At 38.8% G+C, this 24,907-nt stretch carries 23 protein-coding genes; 7 read left to right on the forward strand and 16 right to left on the reverse strand.

Features of this window, described 5'->3' with window-relative positions:
• The first annotated feature begins 111 nt into the window (after positions 1–111).
• A complete protein-coding gene (locus QLG01_RS15490; RefSeq protein WP_107880137.1) occupies positions 112–2,118 on the forward strand; it encodes an alpha/beta fold hydrolase in 2,007 nt (668 codons plus the stop codon).
• Between the two features lie 54 nt (positions 2,119–2,172).
• Here the strand turns inward: QLG01_RS15490 and ahpF are convergent, their stop codons facing one another.
• From ahpF to QLG01_RS15505, 3 genes are all read right to left on the reverse strand, one after another.
• On the reverse strand, positions 2,173–3,738 hold the full coding sequence (ahpF, locus tag QLG01_RS15495) for an alkyl hydroperoxide reductase subunit F (RefSeq protein WP_013198477.1): 1,566 nt from the start codon (positions 3,736–3,738) through the stop codon (positions 2,173–2,175).
• 178 nt (positions 3,739–3,916) lie between these two features.
• The gene (locus tag QLG01_RS15500; RefSeq protein WP_000501457.1) at positions 3,917–4,438 is read right to left on the reverse strand and encodes a chromate transporter; all 522 of its coding nucleotides are present in this window, start codon (positions 4,436–4,438) and stop codon (positions 3,917–3,919) included.
• On the reverse strand, positions 4,438–4,998 hold the full coding sequence (locus tag QLG01_RS15505) for a chromate transporter (protein ID WP_013198158.1): 561 nt from the start codon (positions 4,996–4,998) through the stop codon (positions 4,438–4,440). Before QLG01_RS15505 ends, QLG01_RS15500 begins: the two co-directional genes overlap by 1 nt.
• Positions 4,999–5,099: 101 nt before the next feature.
• On the opposite strand from QLG01_RS15505, the gene QLG01_RS15510 reads away from it, so the two are divergent.
• Complete coding sequence (locus QLG01_RS15510; protein WP_005304457.1) at positions 5,100–6,002, forward strand: LysR family transcriptional regulator; 903 nt, start codon at positions 5,100–5,102, stop codon at positions 6,000–6,002.
• Positions 6,003–6,063: 61 nt separating this feature from the next.
• On the opposite strand, the gene arsH is transcribed toward QLG01_RS15510, so the two are convergent.
• From arsH to QLG01_RS15525, 3 genes are all read right to left on the reverse strand, one after another.
• The gene (gene arsH, locus QLG01_RS15515) at positions 6,064–6,777 is read right to left on the reverse strand and encodes an arsenical resistance protein ArsH (protein WP_151827255.1); all 714 of its coding nucleotides are present in this window, start codon (positions 6,775–6,777) and stop codon (positions 6,064–6,066) included.
• On the reverse strand, positions 6,770–7,810 hold the full coding sequence (gene arsB / locus QLG01_RS15520; protein ID WP_282496876.1) for an ACR3 family arsenite efflux transporter: 1,041 nt from the start codon (positions 7,808–7,810) through the stop codon (positions 6,770–6,772). Before arsB ends, arsH begins: the two co-directional genes overlap by 8 nt.
• Positions 7,811–7,912: 102 nt before the next feature.
• Positions 7,913–8,242, reverse strand: coding sequence for a metalloregulator ArsR/SmtB family transcription factor (locus QLG01_RS15525; RefSeq protein WP_005304448.1), 330 nt, complete (start codon positions 8,240–8,242; stop codon positions 7,913–7,915).
• 84 nt (positions 8,243–8,326) lie between these two features.
• Here QLG01_RS15525 and arsC point away from each other — a divergent pair, with 84 nt between their 5' ends.
• The gene (gene arsC / locus QLG01_RS15530) at positions 8,327–8,755 is read left to right on the forward strand and encodes an arsenate reductase (glutaredoxin) (RefSeq protein ID WP_252059717.1); all 429 of its coding nucleotides are present in this window, start codon (positions 8,327–8,329) and stop codon (positions 8,753–8,755) included.
• A gap of 68 nt (positions 8,756–8,823) precedes the next feature.
• Here the strand turns inward: arsC and QLG01_RS15535 are convergent, their stop codons facing one another.
• The 3 genes from QLG01_RS15535 to QLG01_RS15545 form a co-directional block, all read right to left on the reverse strand.
• Positions 8,824–8,985, reverse strand: a complete 162-nt coding sequence (locus QLG01_RS15535) for a DUF1427 family protein (protein ID WP_000784879.1) — start codon at positions 8,983–8,985, stop codon at positions 8,824–8,826.
• 57 nt (positions 8,986–9,042) lie between these two features.
• The gene (locus QLG01_RS15540) at positions 9,043–10,917 is read right to left on the reverse strand and encodes an amidohydrolase (protein WP_282496877.1); all 1,875 of its coding nucleotides are present in this window, start codon (positions 10,915–10,917) and stop codon (positions 9,043–9,045) included.
• 310 nt (positions 10,918–11,227) lie between these two features.
• Entirely contained in the window at positions 11,228–11,914 is a 687-nt protein-coding gene (locus QLG01_RS15545) for a hydrolase (RefSeq protein WP_001043290.1), read from the reverse strand.
• A gap of 197 nt (positions 11,915–12,111) precedes the next feature.
• Here QLG01_RS15545 and QLG01_RS15550 point away from each other — a divergent pair, with 197 nt between their 5' ends.
• Complete coding sequence (locus QLG01_RS15550; RefSeq protein WP_013198164.1) at positions 12,112–13,002, forward strand: LysR family transcriptional regulator; 891 nt, start codon at positions 12,112–12,114, stop codon at positions 13,000–13,002.
• A gap of 39 nt (positions 13,003–13,041) precedes the next feature.
• Here QLG01_RS15550 and QLG01_RS15555 read toward each other — a convergent pair whose 3' ends face one another.
• On the reverse strand, positions 13,042–13,791 hold the full coding sequence (locus QLG01_RS15555) for a GntR family transcriptional regulator (RefSeq protein ID WP_282496878.1): 750 nt from the start codon (positions 13,789–13,791) through the stop codon (positions 13,042–13,044).
• A 396-nt stretch (positions 13,792–14,187) separates the two neighbouring features.
• Here QLG01_RS15555 and QLG01_RS15560 point away from each other — a divergent pair, with 396 nt between their 5' ends.
• Positions 14,188–15,657, forward strand: a complete 1,470-nt coding sequence (locus QLG01_RS15560; RefSeq protein ID WP_282496879.1) for an NCS1 family nucleobase:cation symporter-1 — start codon at positions 14,188–14,190, stop codon at positions 15,655–15,657.
• Complete coding sequence (locus QLG01_RS15565) at positions 15,654–16,388, forward strand: aspartate/glutamate racemase family protein (RefSeq protein WP_282496880.1); 735 nt, start codon at positions 15,654–15,656, stop codon at positions 16,386–16,388. Before QLG01_RS15560 ends, QLG01_RS15565 begins: the two co-directional genes overlap by 4 nt.
• Before the next feature lie 66 nt (positions 16,389–16,454).
• Here QLG01_RS15565 and tauD read toward each other — a convergent pair whose 3' ends face one another.
• The 4 genes from tauD to tauA are packed head-to-tail and all read right to left on the reverse strand — an operon-like array spanning position 16,455 to position 20,055.
• The gene (tauD, locus tag QLG01_RS15570) at positions 16,455–17,336 is read right to left on the reverse strand and encodes a taurine dioxygenase (RefSeq protein WP_282496881.1); all 882 of its coding nucleotides are present in this window, start codon (positions 17,334–17,336) and stop codon (positions 16,455–16,457) included.
• 8 nt (positions 17,337–17,344) lie between these two features.
• Positions 17,345–18,214, reverse strand: a complete 870-nt coding sequence (gene tauC, locus QLG01_RS15575) for a taurine ABC transporter permease TauC (protein WP_002114284.1) — start codon at positions 18,212–18,214, stop codon at positions 17,345–17,347.
• A complete protein-coding gene (locus tag QLG01_RS15580) occupies positions 18,211–19,005 on the reverse strand; it encodes an ATP-binding cassette domain-containing protein (protein WP_151987873.1) in 795 nt (264 codons plus the stop codon). The genes tauC and QLG01_RS15580 overlap by 4 nt, the downstream gene beginning before the upstream one ends.
• A 9-nt stretch (positions 19,006–19,014) precedes the next feature.
• Positions 19,015–20,055: a taurine ABC transporter substrate-binding protein gene (gene tauA, locus QLG01_RS15585; RefSeq protein ID WP_282496882.1), complete on the reverse strand. Its 1,041-nt coding sequence runs from the start codon at positions 20,053–20,055 to the stop codon at positions 19,015–19,017.
• 441 nt (positions 20,056–20,496) lie between these two features.
• On the opposite strand from tauA, the gene QLG01_RS15590 reads away from it, so the two are divergent.
• Positions 20,497–21,681, forward strand: coding sequence for a hypothetical protein (locus tag QLG01_RS15590; protein WP_282496883.1), 1,185 nt, complete (start codon positions 20,497–20,499; stop codon positions 21,679–21,681).
• A gap of 62 nt (positions 21,682–21,743) precedes the next feature.
• Here QLG01_RS15590 and QLG01_RS15595 read toward each other — a convergent pair whose 3' ends face one another.
• Together QLG01_RS15595 and QLG01_RS15600 are read right to left on the reverse strand one after the other, a co-directional pair.
• The gene (locus tag QLG01_RS15595) at positions 21,744–23,210 is read right to left on the reverse strand and encodes an MFS transporter (RefSeq protein WP_013198172.1); all 1,467 of its coding nucleotides are present in this window, start codon (positions 23,208–23,210) and stop codon (positions 21,744–21,746) included.
• A 194-nt stretch (positions 23,211–23,404) separates the two neighbouring features.
• Positions 23,405–24,796 carry an LLM class flavin-dependent oxidoreductase gene (locus QLG01_RS15600; RefSeq protein WP_004642499.1) on the reverse strand — a complete coding sequence of 464 codons (1,392 nt, stop codon included), beginning with the start codon at positions 24,794–24,796 and terminating at the stop codon, positions 23,405–23,407.
• Between the last annotated feature and the right edge of the window lie 111 nt (positions 24,797–24,907).

Genomic DNA, 24,907 nt, shown 5'->3' on the forward strand with positions numbered 1-24,907 from the left:
AAATAGATAAAAAGGGCTGTTTTGACAGCCCTTTTTTTTATTTGATCATTTGAAAAATATTTTAAAATTTGTATGATCTACCTACCATTGAGCCACTAAATTTTGACCATAATGTTTTCAATAAAAAGAAGCAAAACAGTATTGACGGTCATGCTACTCGGTTCAATTCTGAGTGGTTGTCAGGTCGTTAATGTTAAACAGCAAGCTTTGAATGTGACTATTGCAAATGAACGTAATAGTATTCTTACGCAAGATAAACTCAGCGAAGCAAGTCTGAATGTTTTATCCATGTCTGGTCAGGAAGCTAAAGTTTGCACTGACACCCCTGATAACTGTGTAAATCAACTCAAAAAACTTCCTCAAATTTTAGATGAACAGTTTTTATCAGCTGCAAGTGAAATGTATCTGGCAAAAGCAATGGCCTTGTCAGATTCCTCGGATTGTAAAATTAGTAGATTTACTAAACATAAATCTGAAGAAGAACAAACCAATATTCAGAATAAATATGATGATTGCTTAGACCAACAATTAAATTTACTCGATAAAAGTATTCGTTATAGCTACGCCTATCTATTTTCAACAAAACGTAAGCCTACCGACCGTATTTTTGATAATAGACAAGTTCAGATTCGGGACTTTTACAATCAAGCCATAGCAAAAATGGTAAGTGTTTATGATTTACGCTATCCAAAAAAAGATGTCGTAGAACCTCAAATACATATTGGTAAAAGTGTCTATTCGATTGATTTTGAATTTCACCAACAACTTGCTGGACAAAAATTAGAAAAGTTAATTTCTAGTTATAATTTAAATTTTTCAGGGTTAAGAACCATTAACCGCCGCGATGGTTTTGGCTCTGAATTTGTAGCGGTTTTTCCTAGTTCAGGAAAAGAAGATATTAATGAATATATTCTAGACCCGCTTAAATACAATTATAAAAATGGTGTTAACCCCAATATCCATCATGCACGTTATTTGGCTGCAACTATTGTCGCTGAACCAAAACATGCGACCACTGTTGAAGAAATTATTAATAATTCTGAATTCGTGATTCGCGTTTACGACCCTTATCGCACCGATAATATTAATGTCGCTGGTAAGCAATATCCTCTAGCAGCCAACTTCTCTGCACCTTATGGTCTATGGCTGGCAGAAAATAACTTAGGAGTGGCAGCTTATTTAAGCCTGATTGATCGTGACCAGCACTTGACCATGCCACATCTCTACATGCTTGAACCCTACAACCCGAATAAGAAGATTATTGTGTTGGTTCATGGTCTAGCAAGTAGCCCTGAGGCATGGATTGCTTTGACCAATGATGTTATGGGTGACACGGTTTTAAGAGATAACTATCAGGTTTGGCAAGTTTTTTATTCAACCAATATGCCGATTTTGGAAAGCCGTTTCCAAACTTACGCCCTTCTTAAGCAAGCGTTTGGTTCTTTGAACCCTAGTGACCCTGCTGCACATGATGCTGTTCTTGTGGGCCATAGTATGGGGGGTATTATTAGCCGCTTACTGGTCAGTGATGGTGATATTACCAAGCCTGCTTTAGATTTGATGACGATTCGTCAGCAAAACCGTTTCAAGAAACATCCAATGGTTACTGAACGATTGCAAATGCATTCAATCAATAATTTTGATCGTGCAATTTTCTTAGCTTCTCCTCATCGAGGTACAGATTATGCCGATCGTTGGTTTACGTTAGCTGCACGTAAAATTATTCGTTTACCGGGTGCATTTTTGTCTGCTGTAGCGACTTCACTCACCACTGAAAATTTAGATGTTAAAGATTTCTTGAGTAATATTGATAATGGTTTGATTCAAAATGGTCCAAGTGATTTGAGTCATCAATCTAAATTTATGGAACTTACAGAAAATATTAATCCACACCAAGGGTTAGTCTTCCACTCTATTATGGGTAACATTACCAAAAGTGATGATCCAAATGTTATTACCGACGGTATCGTTCCCTATAAGAGCGCTCACCTAGAAGGTGCAAAATCAGAGAAAGTTCTTCCGGGTGGACACTCTATTCAGTTAACACCTCAAGCGGTACTAGAGCTACGTCGTATTTTACGAGAGCATTTGGTCGAACACGGTTTATATAAACCATAAAAATAAAAAAGAGCCAAAGGTTATCCTTTGGCTCTTTTGTTTTGAAATTAAATTTTATTGTCCAGAACGGATGATGTAATCAAACGCAGAGAGCGATGCTTTAGCACCTTCACCTGTAGCAATAATGATTTGCTTGTAAGGTACGGTTGTACAGTCACCCGCAGCAAATACACCTTTGACATTAGTTTCATTGCGGTCATTCACAATGATCTCGCCACGGTTGGTTAACTCAACTTCACTGTCTTTTAAGAAGTCAGTATTTGGCAGTAAACCAATCTGTACAAAGATCCCTGCTAGCTCTACCACATGCTCTTCATCAGTTGCACGGTCTTTATATTTAAGACCAGTCACTTGTGAGCCATCACCTAACACTTCTGTACTTAAGGCATTCATAATCACAGTTGTGTTTGGCAAGCTATGCAGTTTGTTTTGCAAAACTTGGTCTGCACGTAGTTTTGTATCGAACTCAACCAAAGTTACATGCTCAACAATCCCTGCAAGGTCAATTGCAGCTTCAACACCTGAGTTACCACCACCAATCACCGCTACACGTTTACCTTTGAACAATGGACCATCACAGTGTGGACAGTACGCAACACCACGGGTGCGGTATTCTTGCTCACCAGGTACATTCATTTCTCTCCAACGTGCACCTGTTGAAAGGATCACAGTTTTCGATTCAAGTTTTGCACCGTTTTCAAGTTCAACTTCAACTAGACCATTGATCGTTTGGTTTGCACCTGTGATTTTGCTGACACGTTGCAGGTTCATGATATCAACATCGTATTCACGAACATGTGCTTCCATTTCGGCAGCAAACTTAGGACCTTGAGTCTTTTGCACAGATGTGAAGTTTTCAATGTCCATGGTATCCATGACCTGACCACCGAAGCGTTCAGCCACGATACCAGTGTTAATACCTTTACGTGCTGCATAGATTGCTGCTGTTGCACCCGCAGGTCCACCACCAATCACCAATACATCAAAAGCATCTTTGGCATTGAGTGCTGCTGCATCTTTTTCAGCTGAGTTGGTGTCGAGTTTTGCCACAATCTCTTCAAGGGTCATACGACCTTGGCCAATGTGCTCATTGTCTTGGAACACCATCGGTACAGCCATGATTTTGCGTTGTTCAACTTCGTCTTGGAAGAATGAACCATCAATCATGGTTGCTGTTGTGTTCGGATTATAAATCGCGATCAGGTTAAGCGCCTGTACCACATCCGGACAGTTATGACAGCTTAACGATACAAACACATCAAAGTTAGCTTTGAGGTTTAAACCTTTAATCTGGTTGAGCACTTCATCAGAAACCTTCGGTGCATAACCAGACACCTGTAACAATGCCAAGATCAAAGATGTAAACTCATGACCCATTGGTAAGCCTGCAAAGAACACACGAGGTTGTTCACCTGCTTTAGCCACACCAAAGCTTGGACGACGTGTATTGTTGCCATCAAAACGGGCAGTCACTTTGTCAGAAAGCTCAGCGATTTCTGTCACTAACTCTTTAATTTGAGCAGCTTTATCTGATTCATCTAAAGCAGCAACTAATTCGATTGGACTTTCTAAACGTTCTAAGTAAGCTTTTAATTGAGTTTTAATGTTTTGATCTAACATCTGTTTTTACTCCAATGCATCCAAATTCTTTCAATAGATGCATAGTACGTTAAAACACAAAATAGGTGAAACAGTATGTTTTTATAGATTTAATCGGTTTTTTAGATTTAATTGTTATTTACTTCATCAAAAAAAGCCAACCTGAACTCATCCAGCGCAGGTCGGCAAACTGGTTCAACTAGAGTAAGACCACACCAAATACCGCCCCAGCAATCAAGACATGTAAAGGATGAACCTTTTTAATTAAAGATAATAAAGTCGCAATGACTACCATAATAATGAGTAACGTATTTATTGCCGCTGCCTCAGAAATAATCCAAGCACTGGCAAGTACAGTTCCCACAGTGACAGGTTGTAAAGCAAGCTGTAAAACACGTCTCCATTTTTTATCTTTAAATTTTGACCAGCCTCTCATCACAAATACAGTAATAAGAGATGAAGGTAAAAATTTAGCGGTAGACGTTACAAGTAGACCTGACAACCCTGCTACATGCCATCCCACCAACGGTACAATCATCATATTTGGACCGGGTGCAGCTTGAGCCATGGCGAATAATGCACTAAATTCTTGTGCTGTCATCCAGTGATGAATATCAACGACTTGACGTTGCATTTCAGGCAAAATTGTATTGCCGCCACCAAATGCAATAAGAGACAATTGAGTAAAAATGATGGCTAAAGTAAGTAGAACTGCACCCATTACACACGTCTCCAAATAATAGTTGAATAAAGTGCCAACAAAATCAGCATGGTCAAAAGCAAGGAGATTTTTAGAAAAGCAATGCTAACAATTGCTGCCACAACAACACACATCGCTATTGGGTTACGTAATAATGGTTTCAACATTTTTAAGCCGGTTGCCACCAGAAGCCCTGCTGCTGCTGCTCCCAACCCTTCAAAAAGATGCTTAACCATTAAATTGTCTTGGAACTGCTCATAGACATAATGTAAAAGTACAACAATTATCGTAGGCGCAAGGATCAACCCAATCAGTGAACTCACCGCGCCACGGACACCGCGAAACTCCATGCCAATAGCAACAGATAAATTAATGATATTGCCGCCCGGTAAAAATTGACACAGACCCAGTAACTCAGTGAATTTTTCAGGACTTAGCCACTGTCGTTGCTCTACAACAACTTTACGAGCCAAAGGTAATACACCACCAAATCCGATTAAACCTAATGTTAAAAAACCTAAAAACAGTTCTGTGCAAGTCGGTACGGTCTCCTTCTGCACAGCAATCTCAACATGGTTCATTTTCGTTACTTTTCACTTTATCTGACCAAGATAGAATGCTACTTTTATGATATATCTACAAATGCTTTTATTTTCACTAACCATACCCTAAAGGTATTCCTATGCTAGATTTACATAAGCTTCATGCCTTTGTGGTGGTGGTAGAAGAAAAAAATATCACGCATGCAGCAAACCGATTATTTATTCAACAGCCGCCTTTGACGCGTTTACTCAAAAAGCTTGAAGAAGAACTCGGTACACAGTTACTTATTCGCCAGCCTCGTGGCATTGAACCGACTGAAGCGGGTTTAGCCTTATTTAAAGAAGCACAACTTTTATTAGAACATGCCAAACATATTCCAAAATTAGTCCAAGATGTTAGTCAAGGTAAAACTGGACAACTCAATATTGGTTTTACAAGTTCCGCAGGTTTGCATCCGCTCATTTCACTCGTATTACGGTCATATCGAGAAATATATCCAAAGGTACTAACCAAACTTGAAGAAGCAGGCAGCCAAAAACAATTAGATCGATTAATCTCAGAGAAACTTGATATCGCTTTTTTAAGAGCGCCCATCAGCCGTGATATTGGGCTAAAGCATCTTCATATATTAGATGAGCCAATGGTAGTGGCATTGCCTATGGGCCACCCACTTACACAAAAAGAAAAAATTAGCTCAAATGACTTATCAGATGAAAATTTTGTTTTATACCGTCGTTCTTCAGGACAAGGCTTATATGACAATATTTTATATAGCTGTTATCAAGCAGGCTTTAGTCCACGCATTATTCAGGAAGCACCTCGTCCTACTGCAACATTAAATTTAGTCGCTGCTGGAATTGGTATAACGATTGTGCCAGCCTCAATGCATAACTTTTGGGAACATGAAATTGTATATCGCGAGTTTGATGACTCTATAAAAATGAATGCGCCTATTTATTTGATTACACGTGAAAATGAAAATTCAGCCAAAGTTTCAAATTTCATTGAACTATTACAAAAACTTTTGCCCACAATGGCCTGAGTGCAAAATCTAGGCAATAAAAAGTGCTCTAATGTGAGCACTTTTTATTATCATCAATCTACTATTTTTGATTGATTCGTTTAGATAATTCTTCTGCAGATTCTTTACGTTCCGAATAGCGATCTGTCAGATATTGTTTTTGTCCACGTGTTAATAAAGTGAACTTATAGAGTTCCTCCATTACATCGACAATTCGGTCATAGTAAGAAGATGGTTTCATACTGCCATCTTCTTCAAACTCTAAAAAAGCTTTAGCAACCGAAGACTGATTCGGGATCGTAATCATACGCATCCAGCGCCCTAAAATGCGCATTTGATTCACAGCATTGAAAGATTGAGAACCTCCACTAACCTGCATAACAGCTAATGTTTTACCTTGTGTTGCACGAATTGCTCCACCAGCTAGGGGAATCCAATCAATCTGAGCTTTTAAAATCGAACTCATTGCACCATGACGTTCTGGTGAACACCACACCATACCTTCTGCCCAAGCCAAAAGCTCATGCAACTCTTGCACTTTCGGATGATCTGTTTCTGCATCCTCTGGTAAAGGTAAACCTTTAGGATGAAAAATTTTGACCTCCGCACCTAAATATTCAAGAATTCGTCCAGCCGTCAACACAGCAAAACGGCTATAAGAACGCTCACGATTAGAACCATATAGCAATAGAATGCGTGGTGGATGTTCAAGTTGCTGTGCTTGCACTTGTTCAAAGGTAGGCTTATCTAAAAGATTTAATGCCACATTGGATAAATCATTGTTAAGACTATTCATGTGAGAAATACTTTTTCTTGAGCCAAAGAGAAACTGAAACGAGTGAAATTAAAATCGGAACTTCAACCAATGGTCCTATCACTGTGGTAAATGCTACAGGTGACGCTAAACCAAATGTTGCAATGGCAACGGCTAACGCGAGCTCAAAGTTGTTACCCGCAGCGGTAAAGGAAATGGCAGTGGTACGTGAGTAGTTATTCCCCATACGTTTACTCATAAAGAAGCTAATGAAGAACATCACCACAAAGTAAATCGTAAGTGGAATCGCAATACGTAATACATCTAAAGGTAAGCTCACCACATCACCACCTTTTAGACTAAACATAGCCACAATGGTAAAAAGTAAAGCAATTAAACTAATCGGGCTGATTTTTGGTAAAAATTTAGTTTGATACCAATCTAACCCTTTTGATTTAACTAAAACCAAACGAGTTAAAAATCCCATTAAAAATGGAATACCTAAGTACACCAAAACCGCATGTGTAATAGTCCAAAAATTCACATCGATGACTTGCCCTGCCACACCAAAATACGGTGGCAAAAAGGTTAAGAATAACCATGCATAAGTGCTAAAGAACAGAATTTGGAAAATGCTGTTAAAAGCAACCAACGCTGCGACATAGTGGTTATCGCCACAAGCCAAACCATTCCAGACCAATACCATTGCAATACAACGTGCCAAGCCAATCAAAATAAGGCCAGTCATATACTCTGGATAGCTATGTAGGAAAATAATCGCAAGGATAAACATTAATACTGGAGCAATAATCCAGTTCTGTACCAGCGATAAAGTTAAGGTTTTCTTATCTTTAAATACTTCTGGTAACGCAGCGTAATCAACCTTTGCTAAAGGTGGATACATCATCAAAATTAAACCAATCGCAATTGGAATATTAACGTTATCTACGCTTAATTCATTTAAAGACACAGATGCTTGAGGAAAGAAAACTCCAATCGCTAAGCCTAAAGCCATCGCAATAAAAATCCATAGCGTCAGATTTCGATCTAAAAAGGAAAGCCCTTGTTTGGTCATGTTCTACTCGAAGAAAGAATTGATTAATTTTGCTCAATACACAAATGACTAATGTACTTATGCTAAGAAAATCCGAATTTTTAAGACAGAAATCTTGGAAGATTAATCACAGCACGTTGTAGTGATGAAAGGCTTATCTTGTTGCTTTACTCTTGTCTCACTCGCGTCATTTTCTATAACCTTTAAAATATCTAAAGCCCATAGAGGCAAATCAGGATTTAAGCTGTAATAGACCCACTGTCCTTTTCTTTCATCCAGTAATACTCCATGAGTTCTTAATAAGGCCAGGTGTCTGGAGATTTTGGGTTGGCTCAACTCAAGCTGTTCTGTTAGCTCACAAACACAAATATTTTGTTTGTTTAGAACTAATTTAAGAATATTTAACCGAGTTTGGTCAGATAAACATTTAAAGAAATCGACTTGGTTAATCATATCTTCAACAGAATATATTCGTTATTGCAAATATACGGATATCCATATATAAATGCAATATCTTAATTTGACCCTGTATTTCCCATGACTGAGCTAGTGAAGATTTACCATAACCCTGCTTGCGGAACCTCGCGCAATACTTTGGCGCTTATTCGTTGTGCAGGACTTGAACCTATCGTTATTGAATATTTGCAAAAACCACCAAGTAAAGATGAGCTAATCCAACTCATTAAAGATTCAAACTTAACTGTACGAGAAGCCATTCGTAAAAATGTTGATCCATATAAAGATTTAGAGTTGGAACAAGCCGATTGGACCGATGAGCAGTTAATTGATTTTATGGTTCAGTACCCAATTTTAATTAATCGCCCATTTGTGGTTACATCAAAAGGCACACGACTTTGCCGCCCTTCTGAGATTGTACTGGACATTTTAGATTCAAAAAACTTAGGCTATTTTGCAAAAGAAGATGGTGAAGTAATCATTGATGAGCAAGGTCGTCGTATAAAATAATTGAAGATACTTATTAATATAAAAAGCTAAATGGCACGACACCATTTAGCTTTTTTGAATGAAACGGATTAAAAATAGGATTTGATAAAAGGAAGGAGTTGCTCTCCTATTACCATGCCTAATAAACCGACTAATGCAACAAGAGGTGGAGCTGGTGACTTAACATTTAAAACGTAATATAAGACACCAACGAGCAACCCTACAGCCAAAGATAACAAGTACATTTTCATCGTACATACCTTAGGGAAGCAAGCCATTTAACGAGGCAGGTTCCCAAACTGTTTCATTTAAAATGCAAAACAAGAACACCCGAGTGCACCCCAGAAAGACTTTTTGTCTTTATCATTTACAGGAACATCAAGCATCCAGGAGTGACTATGCCCATGCATGCCACAACTGCTAGCACATTCACACAATGCACTTTGTGACTGTAATGATTGATTCGAAGGAGCATTACGATTTTCAGATAAACGCCACTGACCGCCAAAGCGTTTTACTGGCGACCATGTTGGAGATGCTGGCGGTAACGGTGGATCGTCTTGCTTAAACTCTGCACCTGCATATACCACTTTTCCGCCTAAGACAGTAAGTACCGACTCAATCCACTGGATATCTTCTGCTTCAACCTTGAAGTAGTCATCGGACAATACGACCAGATCAGCAAGCTCACCTGCTGTGAGTGAACCTTTGACATCTTTTTCACCTGAGAACCAAGCCGAACCTTTAGTCCAGAGTTTAAGTGCCGTCTGACGGTCTAACAGATTTTTTTCATCATAGAGTGGTAAACCACCGACTGTTTTACCAGTACTTAGCCAATACAAACACACCCAAGGGTTATAAGAGGCAACACGAGTCGCATCTGTCCCAGCCCCCACAGGAACACCAAGTTCTAACATTTTCTTAACTGGTGGCGTTGCCTGAGCAGCTTCGGCACCATAGCGTTTTACGAAAATCTCACCTTGATATGCCATACGGTGTTGAATGGCAATACCACCACCCAACGCACCAATACGTTCGATATTACGCTCAGATACAGTTTCGGCATGGTCAATAATAAATCGAGTTGCAAACGGCTGTTTTGAATTGACGCGCTCAAAGACATTGAGCAAACGATTAATACTTTCATCATAGGTTGCATGAATACGGAATGGCCATTTCTTTTCAGCCAAGTGTTCTACAATGGCTTCGAGTTCGCCTTCCATTTTTTCTGGTAAATCCGGACGTGGCTCATAGAAATCTTCGAAGTCACCCGCTGACCAAGTCAGGTTCTCACCTGCTCCATTCATTCTAAATAACTCATCACCATCACCCGGAAATGTCATTTCTGTCCAACGGCGATAATCATCAAGCTCTTGGCCTGCCTTCTGAGCAAATAAGTTGTAAGCAATTCGCACTGTCATCTGATTTTGATCATGCAATTGCTTAATGACATCATAATCTTCAGGGTAGTTTTGACCACCGCCACCTGCATCAATTGCTGAAGTAATACCTAATCGGTTCAACTCACGCATGAAATGACGAGTTGAATTGACTTGGTCTTCAACTGGCAATTTCGGTGCTTTACCTAAGGTCGAATACAAAATCATAGCGGATGGAGTTGCCAGCAATAAACCTGTTGGCTCACCCTTTTCATCTCGTACGATCTTGCCACCCGGTGGGTCTGGCGTGTCTTTGTTAAAGCCTAATACCTCAAGCGCAGCTCGATTCAACAAAGCACTGGCATATAAATGTAAAACGAATACAGGAGTATCTGGCGCAGCTTTATTAATTTCTTCTAAAGTCGGTAAACGCTTTTCGGCAAACTGGAACTCAGTCCATCCGCCTACGACACGAACCCATTGTGGAGCTGGCGTATTGTCTGCTTGCTCCTTAAGTAAGCGTAATGCATCAGCAACGGATGGCACACCTTCCCAGCGCAGTTCCATATTGTAATTTAAGCCACCACGAATAATATGCAGATGACTGTCATTTAGACCTGGTATAACGCGACGACCATTTAAGTCTACGACTTTGCTTATAGATGTTGCGAGCTTCATAACCTCATCATTTGTGCCTGTGCGTACGACTTTACCGTCTGCAATCGCAATTGCTTGTACTTCGGGGTTCTGAGGATCTAGTGTTGTGATTTTACCGTTTATGAGTATGAGGTTTATTTCGGTCATTCTGAACTCCATTCTTGTGAATTATCGTTCTAAAAAATAAAGGTATAGCAACATATATATTTCATTATTCTTTTTGATTTTACACGACGGAGTCTGACCGTTTTACATCCAATAAGAGGAGTTAATTCTGTTACTTTTCTTTCGGGAAAAGTAACCAAAACCATTGCCATCTGCAAAACTCGTTCAATTACAATCTTTTCAGATTTTGTCCTGCCTCGAACAGTTGCAGATGGCTTTTCCACTTATCAAATATAGTCAAAAATCGAATAAATCAACTTAAATATCGAAATACCCTTAACTCAACTATTTCTTATTTTGCAGGAACTGGTGCAAGTACTTCGTGTTTTGATGTTGTACGTTCAGGCGCCTTATGTACCATCGTATAGGCATAGTCCACACCCATACCGTAAGCACCAGAATGCTCGCGTACAATTGCCATAACTGCATCATACGTATCACGATGTGCCCAATCACGTTGCCATTCGAGTAAGACTTGTTGCCAAGTTACTGGAACAACACCTGCTTGAATCATACGTTGCATGGCATAGTCATGTGCTTCTTTTGATGTACCACCAGAAGCATCGGCAACCATATAAATTTCATAATCGCCTTCAAGCATGGCACCAAAAGCAAAGGTGTTATTACACACTTCAGTCCACAAACCTGAAACGATTACTTTTTTACGATTATTTTTTGCAAGCGAATCACGTACTTTTTGGTCATCCCATGAATTCATTGAAGTACGTTCTAGTAATGGAGCATCTGGAAATACATCTAAAAGTTCTGGATAGGTATGACCAGAGAAGCTTTCAGTTTCAACTGTGGTAATGGTGACAGGAATATTGAATGTTTTAGCTGCTTTTGCTAAGCCTACAGTATTATTCTTTAATACTTGGCGGTCTATTGATTGTACCCCAAAAGCCATTTGTGGCTGATGATCAATAAAAATAACCTGACAATTCGTTGGTGAAAGTTGTTCTAAAAGTGACTTATTCATGGGTAAACTCCATTATTCCTTATGAGTAATGCATTAAAATTGCTTACTGCTCATTATCAAAACAGATAAAAATGTAAAAGCATAGACAGCAAATCAACACGAATCTGTATGCTGTACGAATACAATAAAATCAATGATTGCTTTTTAATTTTTATAGTTTAATCATTGATATATATTTTTTTAACTTTTGCTTATCCATGGATCGATTAGACTGTATTTCCACTTTTGTAAGTGTCGTAGAACATGGGAATTTTAGTAGCGCAGCCAGAGCACTCGACATCTCTCGTGACTTAGTGGCCAAACGTGTTTGCTACCTCGAAAATGACCTGAAAACCACACTGTTAACCCGAACCACAAGACAGATGAACCTCACCTCTTGTGGAGAAAAGTTTTATCAGCATAGTAAAGTCATTTTAAGTGAGTTTGAATGGGCTGCCTACGAAATTAGCTACAACCAGCAGTACCCAGAAGGTGAACTCAAGCTCAATACGCCAATGTCTTTTAGCAATATTTTTCTTCAAAATATCATTTCAGACTTTATTGAGAAATATCCCAGCATTAAAATTGATCTATTCATGACTGATCAACTACTAGACATGAATAATAATAAATTTGATTTAACCATTCGTGTAGATGGCTCCCCTCCAAATTTGGCAAATAGTAAAATATTAAATACCTACCAACGATATTTATATGCAACACCTGAGTATTTCAATCAGCATGGATTACCAGCCTCTTTAGAAGAACTTAAAGATCATAAATTTTTAATTTATTATCAAGATAGCCGACATAAAAAACTGATTTTCCAAAAAGATCAAAAAGAAGTATCCTTTAATTGCTTCCCAGTCATGACCTGTAATAATGGTGAATTATTATTAGATATGTGCTTGAAAGATCACGGTATCGTCTTTCTTCCAGAGTTTATTGCAGAGCCTTACTACAAAGAAGGTAAATTACAGAAATGTTTGGAGGACTACACCAGTCAGCCGCTTCACTTATATGTTACATGGCCAAATCGTAAAATTTTGTCGAAGAAAGTAAAACTATTTATTGATTTTTTAACGCATCAAATCATTCCTATAAAATAACCATCTGGGCCTTTTCCATAGGAAATGGCCCATTATTTTTTAGTTAGTTTGAATGGTTTCAATTTTCTTATTTTTAAATAAATTTAATAAATTTTGCTCTGCTGATACTGTGCTGTCTTCTTCAACAAATATCGTCGCGTAGTGTTCTAAATGTTCTTCCATCAATTGGGTTGCTCGTTTTTCATCGCCTTGTTCAATTGCATCTAAAATTGCACGGTGTTCATCTGCCGAACAATTATTATGTTTTGGAATTTCATATAACCCTATTAATAACGAAGTTCTCGCAATAAGTGTCTGCAAATAATTAGTCATGATCGTATTCTGATTTGCTTCAATCAGCTTTAAATGAAATTGTCCTGATAGCTTAATCCACTCAGCCCAATTACCAGCTAAACGCTCATGAGACTCTTGATCTACTAAGCCTCGAAGCTCACTAAAATCTAGGCTATGTGACTTCTGAGCTAGCTTTTTTACAGTAGCGATTTCAAGCATGCTACGTGCTTCAAAGACCTCTTTTGTTTCATGAGGACTATGTTTTGCGATGAGTGCTCCACGATTAGGCTGAATTTCGATGACCTTATCATGTGCAAGTTTAACAAAAACACGTCTTAACACTCCTCGCGTTACACCGAATGCTTCACACAAAGGTGCTTCAACTAAGCGTGCGCCAGGGGCAAGTTGTCGATTTAAAATAGCATCAACAATAGCGTTATATATATGATCATCAATTTCATCATTGCTCATTTCTACGGTTTTTTTTGGTGCATTTGATGGCATTGATTTCTCCATTTTTATTAATGCCTCCTCTTTTTAAAACTTTAGCTAATGACAATAGTGTAATTTTAACTTAAACGTTTTGGAATATTGCTCTCATTCCCACAACAAATATACTGAACCGAATAATTCAATATTAGATCTCTAAATATCCACTTATACACCTAAATTTACTTACTTTTTATAAAAATTAAGCACTTTTCATTTTATAAATCTGTCTCTTCATATCCAAAATTCATACCAGTTTAAATAACTCATAAGCGCTACTTCTTAAATTTGGCATAACTTTTGCTCAATTAAAATTGTGCACAATCTAAATACAACATTGTACACAATTTTAATTTCATTCTTTTAGACAGAAAAAACAATGCTGCTGAAAGTGCCTCCATCTTAAGGAAGTGAGTATTCAAGATGAATAATACCGAAGCAATAATTAAACCTTCTTATGATGCAAAACTGACAAATCAAGACTTAGCTCCTTTAAAAAAGCAAACATGGGGCGCTTATAATATTTTTGCTTTCTGGATGTCTGATGTTCATAGTGTCGGCGGTTATGTCATGGCTGGGAGCCTTTTTGCACTTGGGCTCAATAGCTGGCAGGTACTTTTATCTTTACTCATCGGCATTGCCATAGTTCAGTTTTTTACAAACCTCATTGCCAAGTCTAGCCAACAAACTGGTACGCCCTATCCTGTTATTTGCCGCGCAACCTTCGGTGTGATTGGTGCAAATATTCCTGCCGTTATTCGTGGTCTTATTGCTGTCGCGTGGTATGGCATTCAAACCTATTTGGCATCAAGTGCTTTCTTATTGGTCATTTTAAAGTTCTTTCCAGAATGGTCGGTCTATGCCGATGTTTCAACTTATGGATTTCTTGGACTGTCCTTTTTAGGATGGGTTGGCTTCATGCTGCTTTGGTTACTACAAGCGATTGTTTTTTGGTCTGGCATGGACAGCATTCGTAAATTCATTGACTGGGCAGGTCCAGCTGTCTATGTTGTGATGTTTGCGATGGCAGTATGGCTGATCTGGAAAGCTGGCTGGCAAAATATTGATTTAAACTTGAGCGGTGTTCAATACGACGGTTTTGCGGTTGTACCAGTCATGATTGGTGCTATTGCGCTTGTTGTCTCATATTTTTCAGGGCCTATGCTGAACTTTGGTGACTTCTCTCGTTATGGCAAAAGTTTTAATGCCATTAAAATGGGAAACTTTCTTGGCTTACCAATTAACTTCTTAGGCTTTTCTTTACTTACTGTGGTGTGTATTGCGGCAACGCTTCCAGTCTACGGCAAGCTCATTACAGACCCTGTCGAGATGGTTGGAAAACTTGATAACACCTTTGTGGTGATTTTAGGCAGCTTGACCTTAATGATCGCCACCATTGGAATTAATATTGTCGCTAACTTTGTTTCACCTGCCTTTGATTTTTCTAATGTTTCACCAAGCAAAATTAGTTGGCGCATGGGTGGAATGATTGCAGCAGTTGGTTCGATTTTCATTACCCCATGGAATTTGTTTAATAATCCTCAAGTGATCCATTACACCATTGATATTTTAGGTGCATTTATTGGCCCACTTTTTGGTGTATTGTTAGCCGATTTTTACCTTGTTAAAAAACAAAAAATCGAAGTAGATGATTTATATACCTTAGATACCAAAGGTTTGTATTGGTACAAAAATGGTTATAACCACTCTGCCTTTTATGCCTTAATTCCAGCTTCATTAATTCCTATTCTCTGCGTACTTTTACCACAACTATCAGGGCTAGCTAATTTTACATGGTTTATTGGGATGGGATTCGGTTTTGTCATTTACCGATTTCTTAACCAACCGCTTGCCCATGCTAAATCAGCAATGACTAAGGTAAAAGTACAATGAAAATTAAAATTATTAATCCCAATACCACCAAAAGCATGACAGACAAAATTGCTGCATCAGCAAAGATAGTCGCAGGTTCTGATACTCAAATTATTGCAGTGAGTCCTCAAATGGGCCCTGCAACGATTGAAAGTTATTATGATGAGGCCCTAAGTGCAGTAGGTGTGCTGGAGGAAATTCACCAAGGTGAACTTCTAGGTGTAGATGCTTATGTTATTGCCTGTTTTGGTGACCCTGCGCTTTATGCTGCCCGTGAAATGACTTCAGCACCTGTGATTGGTATTGCCGAAGCAGCTATGAGAACTGCAAGTTATGTAAGTACCGGTTTTAGTGTGGTCACAACCTTACAACGCACAGTGAATATGAGTTGGCATCTGGCTCATCGCTATGGGGCTACACCATTTTGCAAAAATATTCGAGCTTGTGACATTGCAGTTGAAGAGTTGGAGCTTCCTGACTCAGATGCTTATCGAACCATACGAGATGAGTGCAAAAAAGCACTAGCGGAAGATAAAAGCGATGCGATTGTTTTGGGCTGTGCAGGTATGAGTGATTTATGTCTAAAGCTACAAAACGAGTTGGGAGTGATTGTTATTGACGGCGTTGCAGCAGCAGTTAAACAAGCTGAAATGTTAGTTCAGTTAAATTTAAAAACCAGCAAAGTTGGTGATTGGGCCTCACCTCCTGTAAAGAGTTACACAGGCATATTGTCAGGATTTGGAATGCACTAAAGAGCTATTGTTTCAATTCCAACTCAAAACGCTGCGTTGGAATTGAAACGGCTGAAAACCAAAGAATTAAACTACAGCTAACTCTGGCTGTTGTTCATTTTTATAAAATGGCACATCACCGTTAATGGTTGCACGGTGCATGATGCGATGAGCATCGCCATAATCAAATAATGCTTTATGTTGCGTACAACGGTTATCCCAAATCGCGATATCACCATCTTGCCACTTCCAACGCAAATGAAATTGCTCTTGGGTCGCATGTTCAAACAAGAAATTAAGTAATTGCTCACTTTCTTGTTCAGGTAACTCATTAATGCGAGTGGTAAAACCCTCGCTTACAAACAACAAAGGCTCACCTGTAACCGGATGGGTACGCACCACTGGGTGAACCACTGGTGGATTACGCTTAAATGTTTGCAAAAGCTTTTCACGTTCTTCTTCGTTATGAGCAAAACGCTCAAGTGGAAAAGACTTACGAATATCGTGTGTTGCAGTTAAGCCACGCAATTTTTGCTGTAACTCAAGCGAAAGCCCTTTAACAGCTGCTGTGTTGCTCGACCACAGGGTGTCACCGCCGACAGGTGGAATTTTAATGGCTTGCAACACACAACCTAAAGGTGGATTTTTACTAAAAGTCACATCTGTGTGCCAAAGTTCATTGTCACGCAAGTCTTGTTTCCAACTGTCGAGCACCATCACCTCAGGCACATCTTCAATTGAAGGATAAATCGGGTGCACATGTAAGCTGCCAAAACTGCGTGCCAAGTCTGCTTGTGCTTGTGGCGCTAATTGTTGCTTTCGAAAAAAAATGACCTGATGATCAAGCAAAGCCTGCTGGATTTGTTGCGTTGTCTGTTCATTTAACGCATTCAAATCAATATCGTGAATAATTGCGCCAATGGTAGGCTTGATCACTTCTATATTTAAGTTTGCTACTACTGTATTCATCTTCTTTACTACAACTGCTGACCATACCAAGGAGAAAACTGTTTTTGTAACCAACGTAAAAACAGCTCAAAACTAACTGCGACAATTGCAATCACAATAATGCCCAAAATCACCGTATCGGTAATTAAGAACTGTGCTGCCGATTGCACCATAAAACCAATACCACGGTCCGCTGCAACCAATTCTGCTGCAACTAATGTTGACCAGCCCACCCCAAGACCAATACGAATACCGGTAATAATATGGGGTAAAGCTGTTGGTAAAATGACATGCCAAAATACTTGTGCCTGACTTGCTCCTAGCGACAGTGCAGCACGTTCACGATTAAGCTGATGGCTTAACACACCATGCGCACTACTAATGATGACAGGCGCCAAAATCGAGAAGAAAATCAAAAGTACTTTTGTGGTTTCGCCAATACCGAACCAAATTACGAGTAAGGGTAAATAAGCTAACGGCGGAATTGGACGTAATAATTCAACCAAAGGATCTAGAACAGCGCGAACCCATTTGTTCAGACCCATCCATAAGCCCAGGGGTACACCAATCACCACGGCGGCAATCAAAGCTAAAAACACACGAGAGATACTGGCTGCCAAGTGTTGCCACAAAGTAGCCTTCATAAAGCCTTCTTGGCTGACCGATATAAATTTTTGCCAGACTGCCTGTGGGCTCGGTAAAAACAATTCAGGTACGACATGCAAAGCAGTAATGAGGAACCAAAGTGCAACCACACTTCCCACACTAATTATGCTGACCGCCAAAGTGCGATGCTTCTCAAAAAATGACGATAGAAATGAAGCATTTTCTGTTTGCACATCTGGCTTAAGTTTTAGCCCTGCTTTGTCATATTCATAGACGTTATCTTTAGTACTCATGTGGTTAACGCCTCCTTACCGCTTTGCTTTTGTGCTCTTAAGCTTTCAAATAGCTGTTCTCTGAGCTGAATAAATTGAGGGTCCGATTTAATTGAGCGAATAGACTCGCCCTGACGATATCGATTAGCAAAATCGAGATGTAGAGTTTCTACAATTTTGCCCGGATGTGCTGTCATCAGTACTAACTGATTGCTGAGTAATAATGCTTCTTCAATGTCATGTGTAATTAAAAAGAAGCTTTTATTTTGTTGAATCCATAAATCGAGCACTAACTGCTGCATGTTTTCACGCGTAAAAGCATCTAATGCCGCAAAAGGTTCATCTAATAAAATAAACGGCGCGTGGCTGATCAAAGCTCTGGCAATACCAACACGTTGTTTCATACCGCCGGAAAGTTCCCAAATATTGGCTTTTTCAACGTGACTTAAACCTACAATTTTTAAAATTGCGTGCACTTGTGCTTCGATATCCGCGCGCTTTAAACCTTTTAACTGCAAAGCGAAGCCAACATTATCTGCAACATTCAACCAAGGAAGGAGTGCATGATCCTGAAACACGACAGCGCGGGTTACATCTGGTCCATTTACCACTTCGTGATTTACAAGCACATCACCTGAACTCGGCTTTTGAAACCCCGCCAAGATATTAAGCAAAGTTGTTTTGCCACAACCTGACTCGCCTAAAATCACGGTTAAAGAACCTTCTTCAATGGTTAGGTTAATGTCTTGTAAAACTGGCTTTTGCTGTTTAGGAAAAGTCAGATGAATATGTTTGGCTTCTAGTACACTCATGACAACTCCTTAAGGCTGCAAAAATGAAGAATTCACATTGCCTTTATAATCGGCTTTAAGTTGATCGACCTTGCCCTGACCTTTTAAGAACTTCGCTGTATCAAAAATATTTTGCGCAAATTCACCATCTAACGTTTGTTTTTGCTGAGCGTGGTCTAGGTAAATATTTCCACTTAATAAAAGTGGGATATCTTTTGGATCAGAACCTGTAAGCTGCGCAATTTTTTGCACGTTATCGGCATCTTTAACGTAAGCGGCTGGATCTTGATTATATTTTTCAAGCTGCTCAAGCGTAGTTTTAACAAAAGCTTTTAAGAAATCAGGATTTTTCTCTGCAAAATCTTTACGCACAACCCATAAGTCATAAGTTGGAGCACCCCATTCGCCCACTTGTTTTGAGTCGGTTAAAACCGTACCAGATGCTTTGGCTTTACTTAAAGCAGGTTCCCACACATATGCTGCATCAATATCACCACGTTCCCAAGCAGCTGAAATTTCAGGTGGACGCAAGTTAATAATTTTTACTTTGTCTTCTGGAATGTTCCAATGTTTAAGTGCAGACAAAAGGCTGTAATGCGTGGTTGATACAAACGGTACAGCAACGGTTTTGCCAATTAAATCTTGAGGAGTTTTAATGCCTGATTTATTACTTACTACTAATGCTTCAGACCCACCAAGTTTTGATGTAATTAAGAATACTTCAATCGGTAAATCACGGCTTGCCGCAGCAGCAAGTGGACTTGAGCCAATATTGCCAAGTACGACATCACCTGAAGCAAGTGCGTTTACAACATCTGAACCCGCATCAAATTTTTTCCATTGAATATTACGTTGGCTATGTTTTTCATATTCCCCATTGGCCTGGGCAACTTTGCTTGGGTCCACCCCTGTTTGGTAGGCAATTACGACAGGTTTGCTGTCGCGAACTGAAGCACTTGTATTATTGTCTTTTTTATTTTGCCATACGATAAATGCAACAATTGCTACAACCACAATTGCCGTGATAATCAACGGTTTGGTCTTTGTGCTCATAATTTCATGATCTTTCAATAATATAAGCTCATGGTATGCAGCTGGCTTTATAATGAAAAATAAAAAAATATGAGTTGCTTATCTATTTTTGATAAATAACTTTTTCATATAAGTTTTTATCTTTTGGTAAAAAGCAAATATCAACAAGCCTTACAGATTAGCCATAAAATTAAAATACTTATATATCAATAATTAAAAAGGATATTCAAAAAACACATGATGAGAAAAACCTGACATACCTACTCTAATTATTTTATCCTACTCATTTCGTCATTTTTATTTTTTGCTTATTGCATCCAGAGTTTTGCATCTAATTAATTTTCATTCTTTTATATAAAGTTCAGATTTTATTATCTTTTTATCTTAAAACTTCTGCAAATATTAAGATTTGAACAAATCTTTTTCTGGTTTATACATGACGCAAATTTAATTTTTATTTTTAAGAGGAGAAAAATTCTTTTGTTTAAACATTCTCAATTTTTGAAAAAAACATTAATTACAACGTCTTTGATTACATTCAGCCTTTCAAGTCATGCGGCTCTTACCTTTGGTAATGCTGAAGAAGGTCAACTTAAAGTGAGTGGTACTGTTCGAGCTAAATATGTTTATGATTTTGACTCTGACCCCACTACCAGTAAATTTTCCTTTAATGACGCGGTATTATGGCTAGATTACAACTCCCCGAAATGGATTGGCCACCTAGATTATCGGGTTTATGAATATTACGGGCGTTTAGGCGATGCCAATTGGCTTACCGATGCGTGGTTGGGTTATAAAATTAATGACAACAGTAAAATTATTGCTGGCTTAAACCCAGTTCCTTTTGGCTTGGGTCGCTTTTGGGGAAATACTTATTATTTAGGCATTGCCAATAGTGCAGGTTGGGAAGATGTACATAACCTTGGCGTAAAATATGATTTCAATGATGGAATCAATGAAGCACAACTCGCCTTTTATCCTACCGATGGTGGCACCTATAGAGGTAAAAGCAAAGACTCGAGTCGATTTAGTATCAACCCAGTCAATGCGGATGACTCTGTACCACAAGGCACCAATACTAAAGAAAAGAACTCCATTGTTGTTCGCGGTGCTCATACCTTTAAAAATGTCTTAGGCCAAGAAAATTTCTCTACTCAACTGGGTGCCTCTGCATGGTATTCCACCATTGAAAATAAACGTTCAGGGCAAGATGGCGATCGCCAAGTCTATTCAGTTTTTAGCAATACCAATTACAATCAATGGAATTTACAGCTTTTAGCTGGTTATCAAGACATTGATAATGCCGACGCTCAATATAAAGACCACCTGACTTTGGGCGGTTTCGATTATTCATTCAACTCTGCAACCAAAGGTCAGATTTACTCAGCCGAACTCAGCTATTTATTTCCTCAGCAGTTTGGCCCAATTACCTCTATTCGCCCGTACTTAAACTATAGTTCTTATCGAAAAGAGCAAGATGGCTTTAAAGACTCCACCCGTTTTATTCCCGGCATTGCCTTTAACTATCAAAAATTGACAGTACAAGCCGAGTTGCTGGTGGGTAAACACGATCCATATCTAGGAGACAGTGAAGGTCTTGCGGCTGGCGGAAGCAATGATAAATGGAACAAAAAAGCATTTGTGATTTTTGCTTATTACTTCTAACTCAAAAAAACAAAGGCCAACAGATGTTGGCCTTTGTTTTCATTTAGATATCTATTTTTACTCTAGTCGATTACTGGTGAATTATTGAGAGGAAGTTCTGCTTTATCTTCATCAATCACATCGACATCTTGAGCAGTAGGCTCAAACTTAATCAGTAGCCCAATCACAATTAAAGGAATAAATGCAAAGATAGAAATAATCAGGTAAACATCGGTTTTATATCCCGCCATCCAGATCGGTAAAACAAACAAAGCAATTGCTTGAGCAACACCCGTTACTGCACGGTTAAAGCCGACCCCAACGCCACGAATCGAAGCTGGATAAGCCATAGTTGGATACACCATCATTTGTGCACCTGGCCCAAAACCTTCAGCAAAAAGCCATAAACCTAGCATGCCAATTGCGGTGTAGAGTAAAAAACTATTACCGGGTTCACCAATTAATGCTAAGGCAATGAGGGCTATAAACTGGAGTAAAAAGCCTGTAAGCAACACATGACGAGATTTAAATCTGCTAGCAACAAATACGCCTAACAGCCCGCCCGTAAATGCAAATAATAAATTAAGTCCAAGTGTGGTGGTAATGGTCGTCAAGACATCTGTATGGAAGAAACGCGTTAAAATAGAAGGTAAAAAGAAGGCAATGGTCGTGTACTGAAATGCCACCGAAATGTGAATCACAATTGCCACAATCGTTCTTGGCAAATAGGTTTTATTAAATAAAACTGCAAACCCCTCGCGCTTTTTCTTTTCAGCAGTTCTTTCTACTTTTTCAACTGTAGCGACTGCATTAATTGCATAGGACTCTTGTAGAACTTTAGCTGCACCTTTTAAATCGCCTTGGTTTGCAAGCCAAATGGGTGATTCAGTTAAATATTTACCGCGAATAAAAATAATGAGTAACGCTGGCACTGCTCCAAAAATTAAAGATGCTCGCCATAACCAGTTGCTATGCTCAGGGGGTAAAAGAAAATAAAGCGCCAGAACTAGACCAAAACAGACCGAAGAAGCGGCATACCACATTGGGCACCATGCGGCTAACCGCGCTGCCTTGTTGCTACTACCGTTAAATTTGGAAAACTCAGATAAGTATGACATTGCCACAGGCAAATCAATACCAACACTAATTCCCATAATAAATCGGGCTAAAATCAAAACCCAAACATTTGGTGCAAAACCAGCGACAATTGCCGCAATGACAAAGAGCACCATGTCCGCCATAAAGACCCGATAACGGCCAATTTTATCTGTCAGCCAACCTCCAATCAGGTTACCAACAATGGTTCCGCAGACAATTGCTGAAGCTACGACCCCAGTCATCACAGGGCTTAAAGAAAACTCTGAGATGACTTGCTCAATACCAAAAGAGAGCGTTGTTAAATCATAGGCATCAATAAATACCCCAATTAGTGCCAACCAAATAACTTTATTCGATTTACCCTTCCCTGCAAATTTTGAAATTAATTGTGAAACATCATCGGGAGATTTAATTTCATAACGATGGTTATGATCGAGTTCTTGTGTGCTCACTTAATAATTCCTGAATTTTAATAACAGGAACAAAATAATGATTATTCACATAATACAAAAACAAATTAATCTGATGTTTTAATCTCAATTATAGAATTATCTTTTCATTATTAACTCAGCATTAAAACCGATATAAAAAGATAAAATAAAAGCTGGTATTTAACCAGCTATTTATTTAAAGGTTTTCCAAAATATTAACTCGCCTCAGCAAGTTTTAACTCTTTTAGATTACGATATTTTGCACCGCGGTGATTTTCAGGCAAATATGGTCCAGCACCAAATAGTTTTTCTCTTAATGTTCCTTGTGCATATGAGGTTTGATATACCCCACGTTTTTGCAACTCTGGCACAATAAACTCAACCACATCGGCAAAGGTTTGATGAGCCAAAATATAGGCAAGGTTAAAGCCATCAATATCGGTATCTTCAACCCATTGCTGTAAAGCATCCGAAACAGTTTCTGCCGAACCCACTAACACAGGTCCATTACCACCTAAACTGTTCCAATTTGCAATTTCTTCAATGGTCCAAACACGTTCTGGGTCTGCATTTACATAAGAATCTAATAAAGATTGAATCGCGTTGGTTTGAATATATTCAACTTTGTCAGTTGGTTGATATTGTGAAAAATCAACACCCGACCAGCCAGACAGTAATGTTAACGCCCCATCGTAGCTTCCATAGCTTTGATATTCTTTAAACTTAGCTTGTGCTTTTGCATCGGTTTCATCAGTGACAATCGACAAAAGTGCATAAATTTTGACAGAGTACGGGTCGCGACCTTCTTGAGCCAATTTTTGACGAATGCCCTGTACCACTTTTTTAGTGGCAATTTTAGACGGCGCTGCTATGAATACGCACTCGGCATTTTGACTTGCAAACTTCTGCCCGCGTGAAGATGCGCCTGCTTGGTAAAGTACTGGTGTTCGCTGCGGTGATGGTTCACAAATATGGATACCCGGTACAGTAAAGTATTTACCCTCGTGCTGAATTGGATGCACTTTTTTATGGTCAGCAAAGATACCACTTTCACGATCACGAAGTACCGAACCTTCTTCCCAAGAACCTTCCCAAAGTTTGTAAAGGACTTCTAAGTATTCATCAGCAATATCATAACGATTGTCATGATTAACCTGAGTTTTTAGGCCCAAGTTTTTCGAACCACTTTCCAAATAAGACGTCACGATATTCCATCCAACTCGTCCTTTGGTTAAATGATCTAAAGTACTAATACGTCTAGCAAAAGGATAAGGATGCTCAAAGGAAATAGATGTAGTCACACCAAAACCCAGGTGCTTTGTGACTGCTGCCATCGCTGGCACAATCTGTAGCGGATCATTGACCGGAACTTGTACTGCACCTGTTAAGGCATGTTCAGCACTTTGATGATAAACGTCATAAATACCAAGCACATCTGCAATAAAAATACCGTCAAAAAAACCACGCTCAAGAATTTGTGCTAAATCTGTCCAATATTCTAGATCTTTATATTCAACAGATCGATCTTGAGGATGTCGCCATAATCCAGGAGATTGATGGGCAATACAATTCATTTCAAAAGCATTAAAACTAATTTTCTTAGTCATAAAATATCAACCAGCATTTTATTTAATTTTTATACTAAAGCAATTTTTATGTTTTCTTTATAATATAAACCCCAAACAAAATATGATTTTATTCTAATATATTTTTATAAT

The organism is Acinetobacter sp. V89_4 (assembly GCF_029967875.1).
Lineage (GTDB): Bacteria > Pseudomonadota > Gammaproteobacteria > Pseudomonadales > Moraxellaceae > Acinetobacter > Acinetobacter oleivorans.